A 15,019-nucleotide genomic window follows, 5' to 3' on the forward strand; every position below is an offset into this window, starting at 1 on the left:
CCACGAACTGTCACCGATGTCCTGACACAGAACTGTCACCGATGTCCTGAGACATAACAGGTACGAACCGTCGCAAGAAGTGCCGAATCGCCGACCGCAACACACGAACCGTCAACAGAACGCACGAACCGTCAGACGAGCGCACGATCCGTCGGACGAAGGCGCCGAACCGTCAGCGGAACACACGGACCGTCACCCGCCCGCTCACGGCACCCACAAATGCCAAGAGCTCACTTGCTGACACTTCTCGCCGCTCCGTCACCTTAAGGGTTAGGGTGTCCTCATGCCGAAGATCATGGGTAACTCACTCGCCGAACACCGCGAGCGCACCCGCCGCGCCCTGTTCGACGCCCTGTCCGACCTGCTCGCCCAACGGCCCTTCGACAAAATCACCCTGTCCGACGTGGCCGCCCGCGCCGGCGTCGGCCGCACCGCCGTGTACAACCACTTCACGGACAAGGAGGACCTGCTCCTAGCCTTCATGGAGCACGAGACCGGCCGCTACGCCAAGGAGCTCGCCCAGGCCCTGAGCAACGTCGCCGACCCCATCGACCGACTGCGCGTCTATGTGCGCCAACAGGCACTGATCAAGCGTCACTATCACTTCCCGGCCACCGGCCCGCTGGCGCGCTCGGTCTCCCGCAGCACGGCCGGTCGCCTGCACGCCCACGCCGAGCAAATGACGACGATGCTCACCCAGATCCTGTCCGACGCGATGGACGCCGGCGCCATCCCCCGCCAAGACCCGGCGCTGGTGATCCCGCTGATCCACGCCTGCGTGCTGGGCGGCCGCCCCGCACCGACCGAGCCGCGTGCACGCGCCGCCTACCTCGACGCCCTGGACACCTTCGTGCTGCGCGCCGTGGGGGCACCAACGCCGGACCATGCCGTTCCCGCGGTGCGGCCCCCGCACGCCACCGAACCGACACCCCGGCCCGCCCGCGCCGCCGGCTGACGCCCCGCCGGCCTGCTAGTACTGCTGCTGCGGGCGTCTCACCACTGACGTCCGTACCCGCCGCCGGATCCGGTGGTGGAATTGGCATCACCGTTGCGATCCTCAAGTTTCTGGCGCTTGGCGTCGGTGGGTGTGGGCGAGGGTGAAGGACTCGGCGACGGCGACGCCGATGAATCCCCCTGCCCGGTGGCGGTCGGCTCCGCGGAGGGCGTTCCCGTGGACCCGTCCGACGGCGTCGGCTCGGCGGTGGGCGGTTCCGAAGAGGACGTGCTGGGGTCGGGCTGCGGTGGGTCGGGCTGCGGGGGCGGCGGCACCTCGCACTCGCCGGCCGCCTCCACGGCCGCGTCCTGCTCCGCCTCCGAGGTATCCGCGTCATCCGCCTCCGCGGCCTGCGCGGCCAGTGACAGGTGGGTGACGTAAAGGTTCACCCGCACCAGGCACTCGGGCGACTCCGGGTCCAGGATCGTGACCACGTTGCCCTCGTCGTCCTTCACCTGCACGGTGCCGGCGGCGGGGGCGGTCCCCAGTGCCTCCTCCAGTTCGCTCACCGCGGTGTCGAGCTGATCGTCCAGCAGCTGGGCGGTGCCCAGGTTGTAGTGCACGCGCCACTGCTCCAGCCACGGGTTCAGGCGCTCCACCGCCCGGTAGCGGCCGATCGCGGTGGTGTAGCTGCCGTCCACGACCGCATGGTTGCCGGCGAAGGTCAGTCCCCACACCGACAGCATCCACACCCCGACGACGGCGACGACGGTGGCCGGGATCCCCTGCCAGGTCAGCAGGCGGCGGCGCCGCGCCAGCCGGGCCCGCCGGTGATGGGGGGACTCGGGGGCGGAGTCGGCGGAGTCGGTGATGCCGACGCGCACGGCGTAGTCGGCGGCGTCGGCCTCGCTACGGGCGCCGGGGCGGAAGGCGTCGTTCCCGCCGGGCAGGCCGGTGGGGTCCGGGGTGCCGGCGGTAGTCATCGGGGGCCTCCTGCCTGGCTCGGTCGGGTGCCGACGGCGGGACGGGTCAGGTCCTGCAGGGCCCGGTCGGCGCGGATGAGGGCAACACCCTCCCAGATGAGCAGACCGGCGGCGATCACGCCCAACGGCCAGATCATGTAATGGCTGTAGCGGCTGCGCTCGCGGCCGTCGGACAGAACCTGTTCGACGTCCTGATCGGTGAAGGCGCTGGTGGGGTCGTCGTCACTGCCGGTGCGCTGCAGGTAGGTGATCCCCAGGGCGTCGGCGACGGACTGCAATTCGGCGGTGTCGGGAACGGACACGGCCGCCTCGCCGGTCTCCGGGTCGGTGATGTAGTCGGCATTGTCGCTCCCGGAGCCGTCGAAGGCCCGCATGGAGCCGCCGGACTCGGTGCCGTACCCGAGCACCGCGCCGCCGTCGACCACTTCCGCCAGTTGTTCCCAACTGATCCCGGCGGCCGCGGCCTCGTCGGCGCCGGCACCGTCGTCGGTGGCCTCGCCGTCGGACAGGATGTACACCAGCCGGGCGTCCTCGGGACTGGAGTCGGCGGCCGCGACGAGGGTCTGGGCCAGCAGCGGCAGAGCGCGCTCCAGGGAGGAGCCGTGGGAGCGGCCGGTGATCTCCTGCTGCAGCGCACCGATCCAGGCGTCGACGGCGTTGACGTCGCGGGTCAGCGGCAGCTCGCGGGCGGCCGTGGAGTCCAGGGCGATCACGCTGAAGCGGGCGTCGGGGTAGGCCTCGCGAATGGCGGTCAGGTCGGCGCGCACCCCGTCCAGGCGGGTGCCGCCGCCGGCATCGGGACCGCCCGCCCAGTCCTCGGCGGCCATGGAGCCGGTACGGTCCACCACCAGGTAGATCTCCACGTTGGATACGGCCACCGCCTCCGTTGCGGCCAGGCTGGGACCGGCCAGGATGAGCACCATGACCGCGCCCAGCGCCACGCGCCGCCACCAGGTGGTGCGGGCGCCCGGGTCGGCGCCGTCGCGCAGCAGCCAGCGGGCGGAGACGGCCAGCGCGGCGACGACGACGAGCGCCGCCAGGATCGTCAACGGCCAACCGAACAGGGGCACCAGGCTCATGCGCGCCTCCATGCGGCCACGGCCAGGAAGGCCAGTACGAACACCGACAGCAGGGCGGCGGCCCGCTCGGGCACGTCGGTGACGCGCACCTGCGTGTTGGTGTCCAGCTCGTCGATCTGGTCGGACTCCAGCTCCTGGACGATCTGGCCGGCGGTGTCGGCGTCGTCCACCTCGTAGAAGCGGCCGTCGTGCTCGGTGGTGATGTCGCGCAGGTCCTCGCGGGCCTCGTCCACGTCCTTGCCGGACACGTCCGGGTCGGCCAGTTCCGGGTCGGCACCGAACAGGGAGAACAGGCGGATGGAGTCCTCCTGGGCCAGGTCGGCCGCCTCGGACACGGAGTAGATCTGCTGCTCGTAGGGGTCGATGATCTGGTTGTCGGTGGCCAGGATGATGGAGCGGGAGCGGTCGGAGACCTGGTTGTCGAAGGCGAGCGTGCAGGAGGCGAGCCCGTCCCCCGCCAGGGAGGAGGCGAGCACGTCTTCGGAGAAGGTGCCGGGGAAGGTCTGGTAGTAGCGCTCCAGGGCGGGGTTGCCGCGCACGGGCACGAAGTCGAGCACGTCGGCGATCTCGTTGAACTGATCGCGCAGCAGGTCGTAGTCGTCGGTGAGCGGCACGATCGTCTGCGCGGTGGTGTTCCAGACGACCAGCGACACCCGCTCCCCCTCGAAGGTGTCCAGCAGTTGCGCGAAGGTGTCCAGGATCTTGGAGTCGGTGGTCACCATGGAGGTGGAGATGTCCAGGCACAGCACGATGTCACGGCTCGCCAGGGACTCATTGCGCACGGTGCGCTCCACCGGCCTGCCGGCCAGGGCGGCGGAGGCGGCCAGGCTGACCGCTAGGACGGCCCCCATCCCGGCGTACAGCAGGCGCCGCCGGGTGAGCCGCTCCCGCAGGGCGGCGCTGGTCAGCAGGGCGGCGGAGTTGGCGATTCGCCGTGGTGCGGCACCGCGGCGCGCAGACCTGCCGCCGGGCAGATGGCCGGTGGCGGCCAGGGCGACCACCGCGATGGCGGCCAGGACGATCAGCACTACCAACCAGGGCATCACCATCGGGTGACCACCTCCTTGGCCTCGCCGATGGCGGCGTCGGCGGCGGCGTCGGGGTCGCGGTCGAAGGAGGGCTGCTCCCACACGGCCAGTAGCTCGCCGACATGCCCGAGGGGATTGGTGTCCAGGGGACGGCGGCTGGCGCGCACCCGCCGCAGCCGCTCGAGAATGGAGCGGGGGCCGGCGGTGTCGGCCATGTCGAGGATCTCCAGGACGGTGGCGGAGACGATGTCCTCACCGCTGCGGGCGGTGGCGAAGCCGCGCAGGGCGCCGGCCAATTCCAGGTGCAGTCCGCGCAGGTCCAGTTCGCCACTGCGGTAGCGGGCGGCGGCTTCGTCGACGCGGCGCACCCACTGGCTGCGCTCGGAGGCGGCCATGGGGATGTCTCCAACGGTGCGGGCGGTGTCGCGACGGGTGACCAGGAAGGCGCGCAGGATGACGGCGGCGGCCGCGATCAGGACGACCACGCCGACGATCACCAGCCACACGGGCATCAGCACGGGATAGTTGACTGGCACGCTCAGCGCCTCCCCCCGCCCCGGCGGGACGCCAGGCGTTGACGGGCCAGCAGGGAGGCGATGGAGTCCACCAAAGTGGCGTCGGAGTGGATGGCGGTGTGCTCGATGTGACGGGCGTCCAGCAATGCGGTCACGGCGGCGCGGCGGGCCCCCTCGGTGGCGGCCAGACCGGCCGCCAGTTTGGCGTCTTCCCGCAGGAATGCGGGAATCTCGCCGGTCAGTTCGACGTCGCGGGCCCGCCCCCGGCCGGGCGCGAGCGGGGTGTCGTCGGCGATCTGGATGGCGATGAGCTCGTGCTGGGCGGACAGGCGCCGCAGCCGGTCGGTTACGGCCGGGTCGCTGCCGGCATCGGGGTGGGAGGTGTCGGTAATCAGCACCACCAGGCTGCGGCGGCGGTGCCAGGTGCCGACGCGTTCCAGCAGGGTGGACAGGGCCGGACCGGGCGCGCCGGGGGCCAGTTCGTCGCCGCGGGTGAGGGCGTCCAGCTGGCGCTGAACCAGGGACAGGATCATCTCGGTGTGCTCACTGCCGGCCCGCGGCGGGCGGGAGACCACGCGGGCGGTGTCGGCGGCGACCAGGGCCACGGTGTCGCCGCGCAGGCGGGCCAGATAGGCGAAGACCTCGGCGACGGCGAGGACGAGCTCGCGCTTGTCCTCCCCGCTGGGGGCCTGGGCGGCCATGGTGCGGCCGGTGTCGACGGCGAGCACCAGCGGGAGGTTGGACTCGCGCTGGTAGCGCTTGATGACCGGCTGGCCGATGCGGGCGGAGGCCTTCCAGTCGATGTCGGTGACGTCGTCGCCGGGCCGGTAGTTGGACAAGTCGTCGAAGTCCTGGCCGTGGCCGACGAACACGGAACGGTGGCGCCCGTCCAGCAGGCTGGTGGAGCGGCGCAGGGTGGGCAGGGACAGGCGCCCGCGCACGCGCGCCACCCGGGAGCCGGACCGCCGTCGGGCGGAGGTCGGCTCGGGCGCGTTTGCGGAGACCGGATCGCTGGTCATGGTGTCGTGCCGCTCAGGGGGTGGGGACGGCCGCGAAGATCGCGTCGATGATGGACTCCGGCGCGATGTCATCGGCCAGGGCGTCGTAGGTGAGCACCAGGCGGTGGCGCAGTACCCCGTAGCGCAGCAGCCGCACATCGTCGGGGGTCACATAGGTGCGGCCGGCCTGCAGGGCGACCGCCTGGGCGATCTTCATCAGGGCGATGCCGCCGCGTGGGGAGGCGCCCACGCGCACGTGCCGCTCGAGCCCCGGAACGGGGCGCGGCCCGCCGCCGCGGGAGGTGTTGACCAGGGCGACGATGTACTGCTTGATGACCGGGTCCACATAGACGCGCTCGACCGCACCGGCCAGCCACTCCACGTCCTCGGTGGAGATGGGGCGGTTGCGGATGGGTTCCTCGAAGGCGCCGTTGGAGATGCGGTCCAGTACGTCGGCCTCCTCCGCCGGCTTGGGGTAGGTCAGCACCTCCTTCATCAGGAAGCGGTCCATCTGGGCCTCGGGCAGCACGTAGGTGCCCTCCTCCTCGATGGGGTTCTGGGTGGCCATCACCATGAAGGGCTGCGGCAGCGGGTAGATGACCCCGCCGATGGAGGTCTGCCGCTCCTGCATGGCCTCCAGCATCGCCGACTGGGTCTTGGCGCTGGAGCGGTTGATCTCGTCCAGCAGCACGATGTTGGCGTGGACCGGGCCGAGCTGGGTGGTCATCTCGCCGGTGGCGTAGTTGAGGACCTGGGTGCCGACGATGTCGTTGGGCATCAGGTCGGGGGTGCACTGGATGCGGTGGAAGGTGCCGGAGACGGCGGCGGCCAGCGTCTGGGCGGCCGTGGTCTTGGCCAGGCCGGGCACGGATTCGAGGAGGATGTGTCCCCCGGCGATGAGGCTGGAGACCAGGGCCAGGCGCAGCTGCTCCTGCCCGACCACCCGCTGGGAGAAGATGTCGCTGACGCGGCCCAACAGTTCGCCGGCGCGTTCGACGTCGGCGCGCGGGGAGGCGTTGGAGCGGGAGGTCCGCTCGGCCTCGCGCTCGAGTTCGGCGGATGAGGGTAGGGACTGGGTGCTGGGGTAGTCGGTGTCCGGGGAGGAAGCGACGACGGCGGCCGTGCGGGCGCGGCGCCCGGTGCCGGACCGGGTGGGCGGCGCGGCCGCCGGAGCCGGCGTCGGCGCGGCCGAGGGCTGTGGGACCGGGGGGATGGGCGGCGGGAAGGAGCCGTTGCCCGCGCCTGCAGCGCCGACTCCCGACGGATTTGGCTGATTGCTCATGAATCTCCTCTGGCTCTGCCCCGGACGATCGGCCCATACAGGGCACGCCGCAAGCACATTGTCACGGGGAGGCTACACGAGCTCCCCGACCGTTTCCCAGTACTGTGGTGGGTACTACTCCCCACAGGGCCTGTCAGGCGTTCCCCGCATCGCGGCCCGAGTCGTGCGGCACCGGGGCGGTGTCCACGCGGGACTCGGCTCCGGCCGCGGCCTGTGCGGCGGCGACCCGGTTCGCCTGGTACTCCTCGTCCAGCAGGGGCAGGTCCTCGGCGGTCACCATCAGGGTGGACACGGCGTGCTCCACCAGCGCGGCCCGCCGGTTGGAGGCGACGCCGCCGACGCGTCCGCCGCGCAGCCCGCGCACGCCCACCCGGTCGAGCTTCTCGCAGACGTTGTCGAGTTTGCGGTTGAACTTGGTCAGCGACCAGCCCAGGCGGGCGGCCGCCGAGGCCGAGGAGGGGATCTCGGCCGAGCCGGTGCCGGCCCGCTTGAGCACGGGCTCGGCCAGCGCGAGGACGAGCAGCCGCTGGGAGCGGGTCATGGGGGTGGCGCCGATGGTGGTCTGACCGCGCGGGCTCGGGCTGTGGCCGTCGATGCCGGCGAAGCGCCCGGCCTCGGCGGTGATCAGGTCGATCTCGTAGGTCGTGGGCCCGGCGGAGAAGGTCAGAATGACGCGGGAGAACACCAGCGGCATGCTGGCGCCGGGGGCGAGCCGGGACTGCACCAGCCCGTCGCCGTCGGTGAGCGTGGCGGACAGGCGTGAGCCCTCGTTGGCGATCCACCACAGGCCGGAGTCGTGACGCAGCACCAGGAAGCGGCGGTGCAGGTAGGGGTTGTCGTCGATGTCCAGGTCGCCGCCGCGGCCGATGACGAAGATCTCATCGGTGCCGACGCGGTAGACCTCGCCGGAGAAGTCGAGGACGAGCTCGTCGGGACGGTCGGGGTCGACCTCGGGCAGTTCGGTCCAGGTCAGGTCGCTCATGGGGTCCTCCGCTCGCTGCGCATCGACTCTGCTTGGCTAACAACAGCGTAACGGATGGGCGCGCCAACTGTTCGCCGTGAACGCATCTCACCCGTGAAAGCGGTCGCAGGTCACAGCGGCGGATCGACGCGCAAGGTCACGCCGTCGCCGACGTCGAGCAGGTCGCCGACGATCAGCGGCGTGGGCAGGGTGCTTGCCAGCAGCACCGGTGGCATGCCTGCCCGCACCAGCACCGTGCCGTTGGCGGAGCCGAGATCACGAGCCAGCAAGCTCCAACCGGCCACGCTCACCTCCAGGTGCGAGCGGGATACGAAGTGGGCGGGGCTGGGCACAGTGATCAGCTGGGTACTCGCCTCGGACCCGGCCGGTGCCTGCGGGGCCCGGCCGACGACGACGTCGCCGCGCACCGGCACGGCCTGCCCGGTGGACAGGCTCAGCACCGCCAGCACCGGCCGCGGCACCTGCCGAATCTCACCGGTGAGCGGGGCGGCGCAGGCCTGGCAGGCTGCCGCGTCGGGCGGGTTGGGATGCCCGGCGGCACACATGACGGCACGGACCAGAGGCGGCGTCGCCTCCGTCACCAGCGCAATGGTGGCCTCCCCCAGCGTCTGGGTGGCGTCGGCGCCGGAATCGGGTGACGCGGCGGCATCCGCCGTATCCGCCGAGGCGGGCGCGAGGGCCGGCATGTCCGCCGAGTCGACCCGCCGGCCGCGACGACGGCGCCCAGAGTCGGCGCCGGGCTCGAACTGTTCCGCGCCCTCCTGGTCCTCCTGCGCGCGCAGGGCCGCCTCGTCGGCCTCGTCGGCCTCGTCGGCCTCGTCGGCCTCGTCGGCAGTGTCCACCCACACGCCGGTCTCGGGCAGGGGCGCGGACCGGGGCGCGCGGTCCGGGTCCACCCACACCCCGGTCTCTCCAGGGGCGGGGTCAGAGGCGGCGTCGGTGCGGGGCGGCCCGCCCAGGGCCTCGAGCACACACAGACGCACTTGCGGCGGCGCCCCGGCCGACAGGACGGCGGTTCCGTATCTGCCCACCACCGTTAGCTCCTGCGTCCCGGCGCCCGTCTGCGTGCTCACGACCGCTACTCCGACAGGTCGACCACGAGGGCGGTGACGTTGTCGTGCCCGCCGGCCTCGAGCGCGGCGGCCACGGCCACCTCCGCGGTGCGCTGCGCCCCCAGGCCGGAGCCGAGCACGGTGGCCAGGGCGTCGTCGTCGAGCTCGTCGCTCAGGCCGTCGGAGCACACCAGGATGCGGTCGCCGGCGCGCGCCTCCACCAGGTGCAGCTCGGGGTAGGCGGGCTGGTTAAGGCCCGCGCCCAACGCCCGAGTGACCACGTTGCGACGCGAGTCGATGTGGGCCTCGGCACGGGTGAGCTGACCGGCGTCCACCAACTCCTGCACCTGGGAGTGGTCGTGGGACAGCTGGGACAACAGGTCGTCGCGCAGCAGGTAGACGCGCGAGTCGCCCACGTTGAACACGATCCAAGTGCGTCCCTCCGGCAGGTCGGCGAGCACGGCGCCGGCGATGGTGGCACCGGGCGGGTTAGCCGCCTGCGAGGGGATCGCGGCCACCGCCTCACCGGCCGCGAGAACGGCGGCGACGACGTCGGCGCGATCGGTGATGCGGCTCCCGGCCAGTGGGAGCAGTGCGCCCAGGGCGGTGCGGGCGGCGGCCCGGCCGGAGGCATGCCCGCCCATGCCGTCGACCACGATGAAGGCGGGCGCGAGGGCGAGGTAGCCGTCCTCGTTGACGCGGCGCAGGCGACCGACGTCGGTGGCCGCACCGACGACGGTGCTCGGCCGCGGCCCGGCGTCGTCCGGGGACTGCGGTGCCGCCAGGGCCGCCGCCGCATCCGCCGAGTCGTCGGGCTCAACCGGGTCGAATGACTCGCTGTCCTCGGGCATCGACGTCTCCTTGCAGTGCGGTAATGCGGGCGGTCTCGTGTCCCAGACGATACCGGCCAAGCCGCCGAATTGTGCTCTCAGGTAGGCTCGGGGTGCCGACACCCACCGGCCGCCCGCGAAAATACGCGGGCCGAGCCCACGCAGTCACAAAGGATCCAGCATGTCTCAGCCTCAGGACGACCTCGTCGCACGGGCAAGCGACCCCAATGCGGAACTCACCACCCTGCACGAGCTCGCCAACAACTACCCCGGCTTGCGCCCCTACATCGCCGAGAACCCGCGCACCTACCCGGCGCTCCTGGAGTGGCTCGGCAGCCTGGGAGATCCCGCCGTCGACGCCGCGCTCGCCCGCCGCCATGCCGCCGCGACCACGCAGGCCCTGAGCCTGGAGCAGGCACAGGCGGCAATGCAGGCCGCCGCGAATGAGTCGGGCGCCGCCGCGCAGGTCGGCGGGCAAGCCCCGCAGACCCGCCCGGGAGCGCCGACCCAGGCCATCTCCCAGCCCGAGGTCACACGTGCGGTCACTCCCGAGCGCCGCCCCATTATGGAGGGACGCCAGGCCGCACGGGACGCGGCCGCACCCACCGCGGCCTTCGCCTACCAGCAGCCCCCACAGCAGGCGGTCTACCAGCCCCAGCCGCAGCAGCCGGCCTACGCCCAGCCCGCCTACCAGCAGCCCCAGCCCACCTACCAGCAGGCCCAGCCCGCCTACCAGCAGGCCCAGCCCACCAACCAGCAGCCGCAGGCCGGCGACCAGGGCGTCTTCGGCGTCGGCACCCCCGAGGCGGAAGAGCAGCGGGGCAGCAGCAACCGGTGGCTGTGGGTCCTCGCCGCCGTGGCCCTGGTGCTCGTGGTCGCGCTGGTGGTGTGGTTCTTCAGCTCGAACCACGGCGGCGAGGACCCCGCCCCGATCACCAGTACCACTCAGGCCGCGGCCCCGCAGGAGCCCGCCACCACGCCGACGCAGGCCGAGGAGACGCCGTCGTCCACGCCGTCGCCCAGCCCGACCGCATCCCAGAACCTGACCGCGCCCGCCCCCGCCGATGCCATCGAGATGGCCGCCTTCACCACGCCGTCGGGCAACATCAGCTGCGTGCTGGGCGACGACTCCGTCTCCTGCACCATCAACGACCACGACTTCGTCCCCACCGACAGCTCCTGCAACGACTCCAACGCTCAGGCCTTTACGGTGAGCGTGGGCACCGACGATGAGGCCGAGGGCGGTTGCGGCATCTCCTTCTCCGCCGCCGGCGCCTCGCTGAACTATGGCGCGTCGGCCAAGAACGACACCTTCGCCTGCACCTCCACCGAGGCCGGGATCGAGTGCTGGAGCCAGGTGTCCGGCAACGGTTTCCGCATGTCGCGCTCCGAGGCCGAGACCACCAGCCGCTGACCGGCCTCGCCCGACCCGCCGCGAGGGCGGGCCTCCGTTTCAATCCACAACTCTCAGAACTGAATGTCCTCGACCTACGCCACCATCCTGCGCCGCCCCGGCGCACTCGGTTTCTCCATCGCGGGCCTGCTCGCCCGCTTCCCCATGTCCATGGTGGGCATCTCCACCATCCTGGCGATCCAAGAGCTCTACGGCAGTTACTCGGCGGCCGGAACCGTGTCCGCCGTGAACGTGGTCGCCGTCGCCGTCGGGGCACCCGTGCTGGCGCGGCTCGTCGACGCCTACGGGCAGTCGCGGATCATGCTGCCGGCGATGCTCGGCTCGGCGGCTGCGCTGGTCGGGTTGGCGGTCGCCGCGCAGGCCCACGCCCCGCTGGGCGTCCTGCTGGTGCTGTCGGCACTGGCGGGGCTACTGGCCGGGTCCTTCGGCTCGCTGGTGCGTTCGCGCTGGACGACGATCCTGACCACCCCGGAACAGGTGCACACCGCCTTCTCCCTTGAGGCCGCCTTCGACGAGGTCGCGTTCATCATCGGTCCGGTGCTGGCCACGGTGCTGTGCACCTCCCTGCCGCCCACCAGCGGCTGGATCGCAGCGGTCGCCCTGCAATTGGGCGGCGGGCTGTGGTTCTTCTCCCAGCGGGCCACCGAGCCGACGCCGCACCGTCGTCGGCGGGAGGCGCGCGCAGGCGCATCGGCGGGCGCGGCGCCCGAGCCGACGTCGGGCCAGGCGACCGTGCCGGTGCTGCGGCACGGCGCCGTCGTCGCGGTGATCGCCGTCTTCCTGGCCTCCGGCGCCATGTTCGGCGCCAACGACGTCGCCGCCGTCGCCTTCGCCACCGAACTCGGCAGGAAGTCGGCATCGGGAGTAGTACTGGCGGCCTGGGGCGTGGGCTCGTTCACCGCGGCTCTCGTGTACGGCTCGCGCTCGTGGCACCGGCCGCTGTGGCAGCAGTTCCTGTTCGGCGCCACGGCGCTGGCGGTGGGCGCCTCGACCCTCATGTTCGCGCCGAACCTGGTGGTGTTGGGCGTGCTGATGGCGCTTACCGGCATGGCGATCGCCCCGACGGTCACCACCGGCAACACGATCACCCAGGTGTCGGTGGCGCCCTCTCAGCTCACCGAGGGGCTGGCCTGGGTCGGCACCGCCATGAACATCGGGGTGTCGCTGGGTTCCATGTTCGGCGGTCATGCGATCGACGCCGCCGGCAGTCACGGCGGCTACCTGCTGGTGGCGGCTATGGGCTGGCTCGCCGTCGTCATGTGCCTGGCCGGGCTGCGCACGCTGCGGCATGCCCGCCCGCACCACGTCCTGCCGGCCTCCCCACAGGTGGCGGACGCGGACCCCGGCCTCCCGGTGCACCCGGCCTAGACTGCCCGGCGTGGAGTCCCTCAAGCGCGCACTCTCTTCCCCTGCCGCAGCCCTGATCGGTTGGGCGGCATTGGCCCTGTCCATCTACCCGACTCTGTGGGGCAAGGACGGCACCGCCACCTTCAAGCTCGACGCCTGGATCTACCACCACGCGGTCGCCCAGTGGCACGCCGGCGGCAGCCTGTACGGCTGGTACGCCAACCCCGACCAGCAGCTGTGGCCCTTCACCTACCCGCCGTTCGCCGCCTGGGCACTCACGCCCCTGACCTGGTGGTCGGACCGGGCCACCCAGGTGGCGCTGGTGGTGGCCACACCGGTGTGCACCGCGGTGGCGGCGTGGGCGGTGCTGCACGCCCTGGGTGCGGGCCGCCGCGTGGCATGGGGCGCCGCCCCGTGGCTGGCACTGGCCGCGGTGATAGTGCTGGAGCCGATCCCCAAGACCATGGAGTACGGGCAGATCAATGCGGTGCTCATGATGCTGGTCGCGCTCGACCTGCTGGTGGTTCCGCCCGCCTCCCGGTTACGGGGCGTGCCGGCGGGACTGGCCGCCGCCTTCAAACTGACCCCGGCGATCGCGGTGCTCGTCTTCCTGGCGCGGCGGGAGTGGCGGGCAGCGGCCACCATGGTCGGCTCCGCCCTGGGGGTGACGGCGCTGAGCTGGCTGGCCTCGCCCAGCGAGTCGGCGCAGTTCTTCTTCTCGGCGATGTGGGACTCCTCCCGCGCGGGCTTCACGGACTACTCCGGTAACCAGAACCTCAAGGGGCTGGTGGCGCGCTGGCTGCCGGCGCAGACCTGGGACGTGGTCTGGGCGGTCCTGGCCGCGGCCGCCGTCATCGCCGCCTGGCTGCTGCTGGTGCGCCTGAATCGCCTGCGCCCGGCCGCTGATGGTGCGCCCGCCCCGGCCGACGGCGTGGTCCTGGTGCTGCAGACGGCGGTGGCGATGACGCTGGGCCTGCTGCTCTCCCCCATCTCCTGGTCGCACCACTGGGTGTGGTGCCTGCCCGCTCTCATGGGGCTCGTGGCCGCGGGGCTGGCATGGGCGGCGCCGTCGCTGCTGACGACCGCGGCCGCCGGCGCGGCGGTGTTCGGCCTGGCCATGCAGTGGTGGTTCCCGGAGCAGAACCACGTCGAGCAGGACTGGCCCTTCTGGGCGACGGTGGTGGGCTCGTCCTACACGTGGTGGGCGTTGGCCGCCGGTGTGGTCCTGTGGCGTGCGGCCGGTCGCCATATCAACCGACCTCGGCACGTAACATCAACCGACCTCGGTGCGTAACTTCGACCGACCTCGGCGAGGGGGCGGGGCGGAGAGCCCGCAGCGTCCTCCCAGCCGTCTCCCAGTCCCGTCCCCGCCGCTGTCCGTAGGGGTGTCCGTAGAATGGACGGGTGCCGTTTGCCGACATCGTCCGCGCCGCCGCGGACCAGTTCCACCGTGACTCGATCCCCGTGCTCCGGCGCCGCGGCTGGCGCCCGCGGGCGATCGCCTACGACGGCTACGGCTCGGCCGCGCCTGACCGCAGCGGAGTCCCGGCCCCCGACGCCCCATCGCGTGACATGGCGCGCGTGCTGGCGCGCATGGTCATGCGCCCACCCAACGCTCCCAGCGAGGGACCCCTGTTCCAACGTCTGCCCGAGCAGCTACCGACCACGGCCCGCGACGCGCGCCGTCAGGCCGCGCAGAACCTGCTGGAGGCACAGCGCGGCTGGCGCATGTTCATCGACGTGCCCGTCCCGCACCTGCCGGTGACCGTCCACCTCGGCGCCGCGAGCGTACAGACCCGCGCCGACCGGGAGGGGTACGTCGACGTCGTCGTGCGCGGCCACGGCCTGCCCCCCGGCTGGCACGACGCCACCCTGGAGGCGACGGGGACGGAGCCCGTGACCACACGGGTGTTCGTCGTCGCCCCCGGACCGCGGCTCGGCGTCGTGTGCGACATCGACGACACGGTCATGGTCTCCCACGTGCCCCGCATGTTCGTGGCCGCCTGGAACCAGCTGGTCAAGTACACCTCTTCGCGCGAACCCGTACCGGGCATGGCGCAGCTGCTCACGCAGGTGCTGCAGGAGCACCCGGGAACGCCGGTGATCTACCTGTCCACCGGGGCCTGGAACGTGGTGCCGACCTACCGCGCCTTCTTCGAACGCAACGGCTTCCCGCAGGGGCCCATGCTGATGACCGACTGGGGACCCACGAACACCGGCCTGTTCCGCAGCGGCATCGAGCACAAGCGCACGGGTCTGCGTCGGCTCATGATCGACCTGCCGGAGGTGAAGTGGCTGCTGGTCGGAGACGACGGCCAGCACGACCCACTGATCTACGGGGAGGTCGCACGCGAGCACTCCGACCGGGTGGCGGCGGTGGCGATCCGGCGCCTCACCCCGACCGAGCAGGTGCTCGCGGGCACGCAGCTGACCCACCCGGTGGGGCTGGCGCCGGAGGTTCGGGCGCTGGCCGAATCCGGCGTGCCGGTGGCGGCGGGGGCCGACGGCTTCGAACTGGCGCGCGCCCTGCGCCCCGAGGCCCTCGCCGTACAGCCTCGGCGCTGAACCTCGCCAT

The 15,019-nt window shown here is 72.1% G+C and carries 14 protein-coding genes; 5 read left to right on the top strand and 9 right to left on the bottom strand.

The window, feature by feature from the left end:
• Positions 1–283 precede the first annotated feature (283 nt).
• The gene (locus DRB06_RS01070) at positions 284–955 is read left to right on the top strand and encodes a TetR/AcrR family transcriptional regulator (protein WP_073328042.1); all 672 of its coding nucleotides are present in this window, start codon (positions 284–286) and stop codon (positions 953–955) included.
• A 38-nt stretch (positions 956–993) separates the two neighbouring features.
• On the opposite strand, the gene DRB06_RS01075 is transcribed toward DRB06_RS01070, so the two are convergent.
• The 9 genes from DRB06_RS01075 to DRB06_RS01115 all read right to left on the bottom strand — a co-directional run bounded on the left by DRB06_RS01075 (position 994) and on the right by DRB06_RS01115 (position 9,704).
• Positions 994–1,917: a tetratricopeptide repeat protein gene (locus tag DRB06_RS01075; protein ID WP_111818917.1), complete on the bottom strand. Its 924-nt coding sequence runs from the start codon at positions 1,915–1,917 to the stop codon at positions 994–996.
• Complete coding sequence (locus tag DRB06_RS01080; protein ID WP_083565462.1) at positions 1,914–2,996, bottom strand: VWA domain-containing protein; 1,083 nt, start codon at positions 2,994–2,996, stop codon at positions 1,914–1,916. The genes DRB06_RS01075 and DRB06_RS01080 overlap by 4 nt, the downstream gene beginning before the upstream one ends.
• Positions 2,993–4,045, bottom strand: coding sequence for a VWA domain-containing protein (locus tag DRB06_RS01085; protein WP_073328038.1), 1,053 nt, complete (start codon positions 4,043–4,045; stop codon positions 2,993–2,995). Before DRB06_RS01085 ends, DRB06_RS01080 begins: the two co-directional genes overlap by 4 nt.
• Entirely contained in the window at positions 4,039–4,560 is a 522-nt protein-coding gene (locus DRB06_RS01090; protein ID WP_108969029.1) for an alpha-amylase, read from the bottom strand. The genes DRB06_RS01085 and DRB06_RS01090 overlap by 7 nt, the downstream gene beginning before the upstream one ends.
• A 2-nt stretch (positions 4,561–4,562) precedes the next feature.
• Positions 4,563–5,558, bottom strand: coding sequence for a DUF58 domain-containing protein (locus DRB06_RS01095; protein WP_108969031.1), 996 nt, complete (start codon positions 5,556–5,558; stop codon positions 4,563–4,565).
• Positions 5,559–5,571: 13 nt separating this feature from the next.
• Positions 5,572–6,819, bottom strand: a complete 1,248-nt coding sequence (locus DRB06_RS01100) for a MoxR family ATPase (protein WP_108969033.1) — start codon at positions 6,817–6,819, stop codon at positions 5,572–5,574.
• A 133-nt stretch (positions 6,820–6,952) separates the two neighbouring features.
• Positions 6,953–7,801, bottom strand: coding sequence for a hypothetical protein (locus tag DRB06_RS01105; RefSeq protein ID WP_073328031.1), 849 nt, complete (start codon positions 7,799–7,801; stop codon positions 6,953–6,955).
• A 110-nt stretch (positions 7,802–7,911) separates the two neighbouring features.
• Positions 7,912–8,874, bottom strand: coding sequence for an FHA domain-containing protein (locus DRB06_RS01110; protein WP_146750767.1), 963 nt, complete (start codon positions 8,872–8,874; stop codon positions 7,912–7,914).
• Between the two features lie 5 nt (positions 8,875–8,879).
• Complete coding sequence (locus DRB06_RS01115) at positions 8,880–9,704, bottom strand: PP2C family serine/threonine-protein phosphatase (RefSeq protein ID WP_111818919.1); 825 nt, start codon at positions 9,702–9,704, stop codon at positions 8,880–8,882.
• Positions 9,705–9,864: 160 nt separating this feature from the next.
• Here DRB06_RS01115 and DRB06_RS01120 point away from each other — a divergent pair, with 160 nt between their 5' ends.
• The 4 genes from DRB06_RS01120 to DRB06_RS01135 all read left to right on the top strand — a co-directional run bounded on the left by DRB06_RS01120 (position 9,865) and on the right by DRB06_RS01135 (position 15,009).
• Entirely contained in the window at positions 9,865–11,097 is a 1,233-nt protein-coding gene (locus DRB06_RS01120; RefSeq protein ID WP_111818920.1) for a hypothetical protein, read from the top strand.
• Positions 11,098–11,160: 63 nt separating this feature from the next.
• The gene (locus tag DRB06_RS01125; RefSeq protein ID WP_108969039.1) at positions 11,161–12,465 is read left to right on the top strand and encodes an MFS transporter; all 1,305 of its coding nucleotides are present in this window, start codon (positions 11,161–11,163) and stop codon (positions 12,463–12,465) included.
• A 10-nt stretch (positions 12,466–12,475) separates the two neighbouring features.
• Positions 12,476–13,738: a glycosyltransferase 87 family protein gene (locus DRB06_RS01130; RefSeq protein ID WP_258522099.1), complete on the top strand. Its 1,263-nt coding sequence runs from the start codon at positions 12,476–12,478 to the stop codon at positions 13,736–13,738.
• 110 nt (positions 13,739–13,848) lie between these two features.
• Positions 13,849–15,009: an App1 family protein gene (locus DRB06_RS01135; RefSeq protein ID WP_111818922.1), complete on the top strand. Its 1,161-nt coding sequence runs from the start codon at positions 13,849–13,851 to the stop codon at positions 15,007–15,009.
• The last annotated feature ends 10 nt before the right edge of the window (positions 15,010–15,019 follow it).

The organism is Actinomyces sp. Z5 (genome assembly GCF_003287795.1).
Lineage (GTDB): Bacteria > Actinomycetota > Actinomycetes > Actinomycetales > Actinomycetaceae > Actinomyces > Actinomyces glycerinitolerans.

Bases quoted from the DNA above. Each gene is read 5' to 3' on its own strand.
- DRB06_RS01070 (WP_073328042.1), top strand. From the start codon at position 284: ATGCCGAAGATCATGGGTAACTCACTCGCCGAACACCGCGAGCGCACC.
- DRB06_RS01085 (WP_073328038.1), bottom strand. From the start codon at position 4,045: ATGGTGATGCCCTGGTTGGTAGTGCTGATCGTCCTGGCCGCCATCGCG.
- DRB06_RS01080 (WP_083565462.1), bottom strand. From the start codon at position 2,996: ATGAGCCTGGTGCCCCTGTTCGGTTGGCCGTTGACGATCCTGGCGGCG.
- DRB06_RS01095 (WP_108969031.1), bottom strand. From the start codon at position 5,558: ATGACCAGCGATCCGGTCTCCGCAAACGCGCCCGAGCCGACCTCCGCC.
- DRB06_RS01115 (WP_111818919.1), bottom strand. From the start codon at position 9,704: ATGCCCGAGGACAGCGAGTCATTCGACCCGGTTGAGCCCGACGACTCG.
- DRB06_RS01075 (WP_111818917.1), bottom strand. From the start codon at position 1,917: ATGACTACCGCCGGCACCCCGGACCCCACCGGCCTGCCCGGCGGGAAC.
- DRB06_RS01105 (WP_073328031.1), bottom strand. From the start codon at position 7,801: ATGAGCGACCTGACCTGGACCGAACTGCCCGAGGTCGACCCCGACCGT.
- DRB06_RS01120 (WP_111818920.1), top strand. From the start codon at position 9,865: ATGTCTCAGCCTCAGGACGACCTCGTCGCACGGGCAAGCGACCCCAAT.
- DRB06_RS01100 (WP_108969033.1), bottom strand. From the start codon at position 6,819: ATGAGCAATCAGCCAAATCCGTCGGGAGTCGGCGCTGCAGGCGCGGGC.
- DRB06_RS01125 (WP_108969039.1), top strand. From the start codon at position 11,161: ATGTCCTCGACCTACGCCACCATCCTGCGCCGCCCCGGCGCACTCGGT.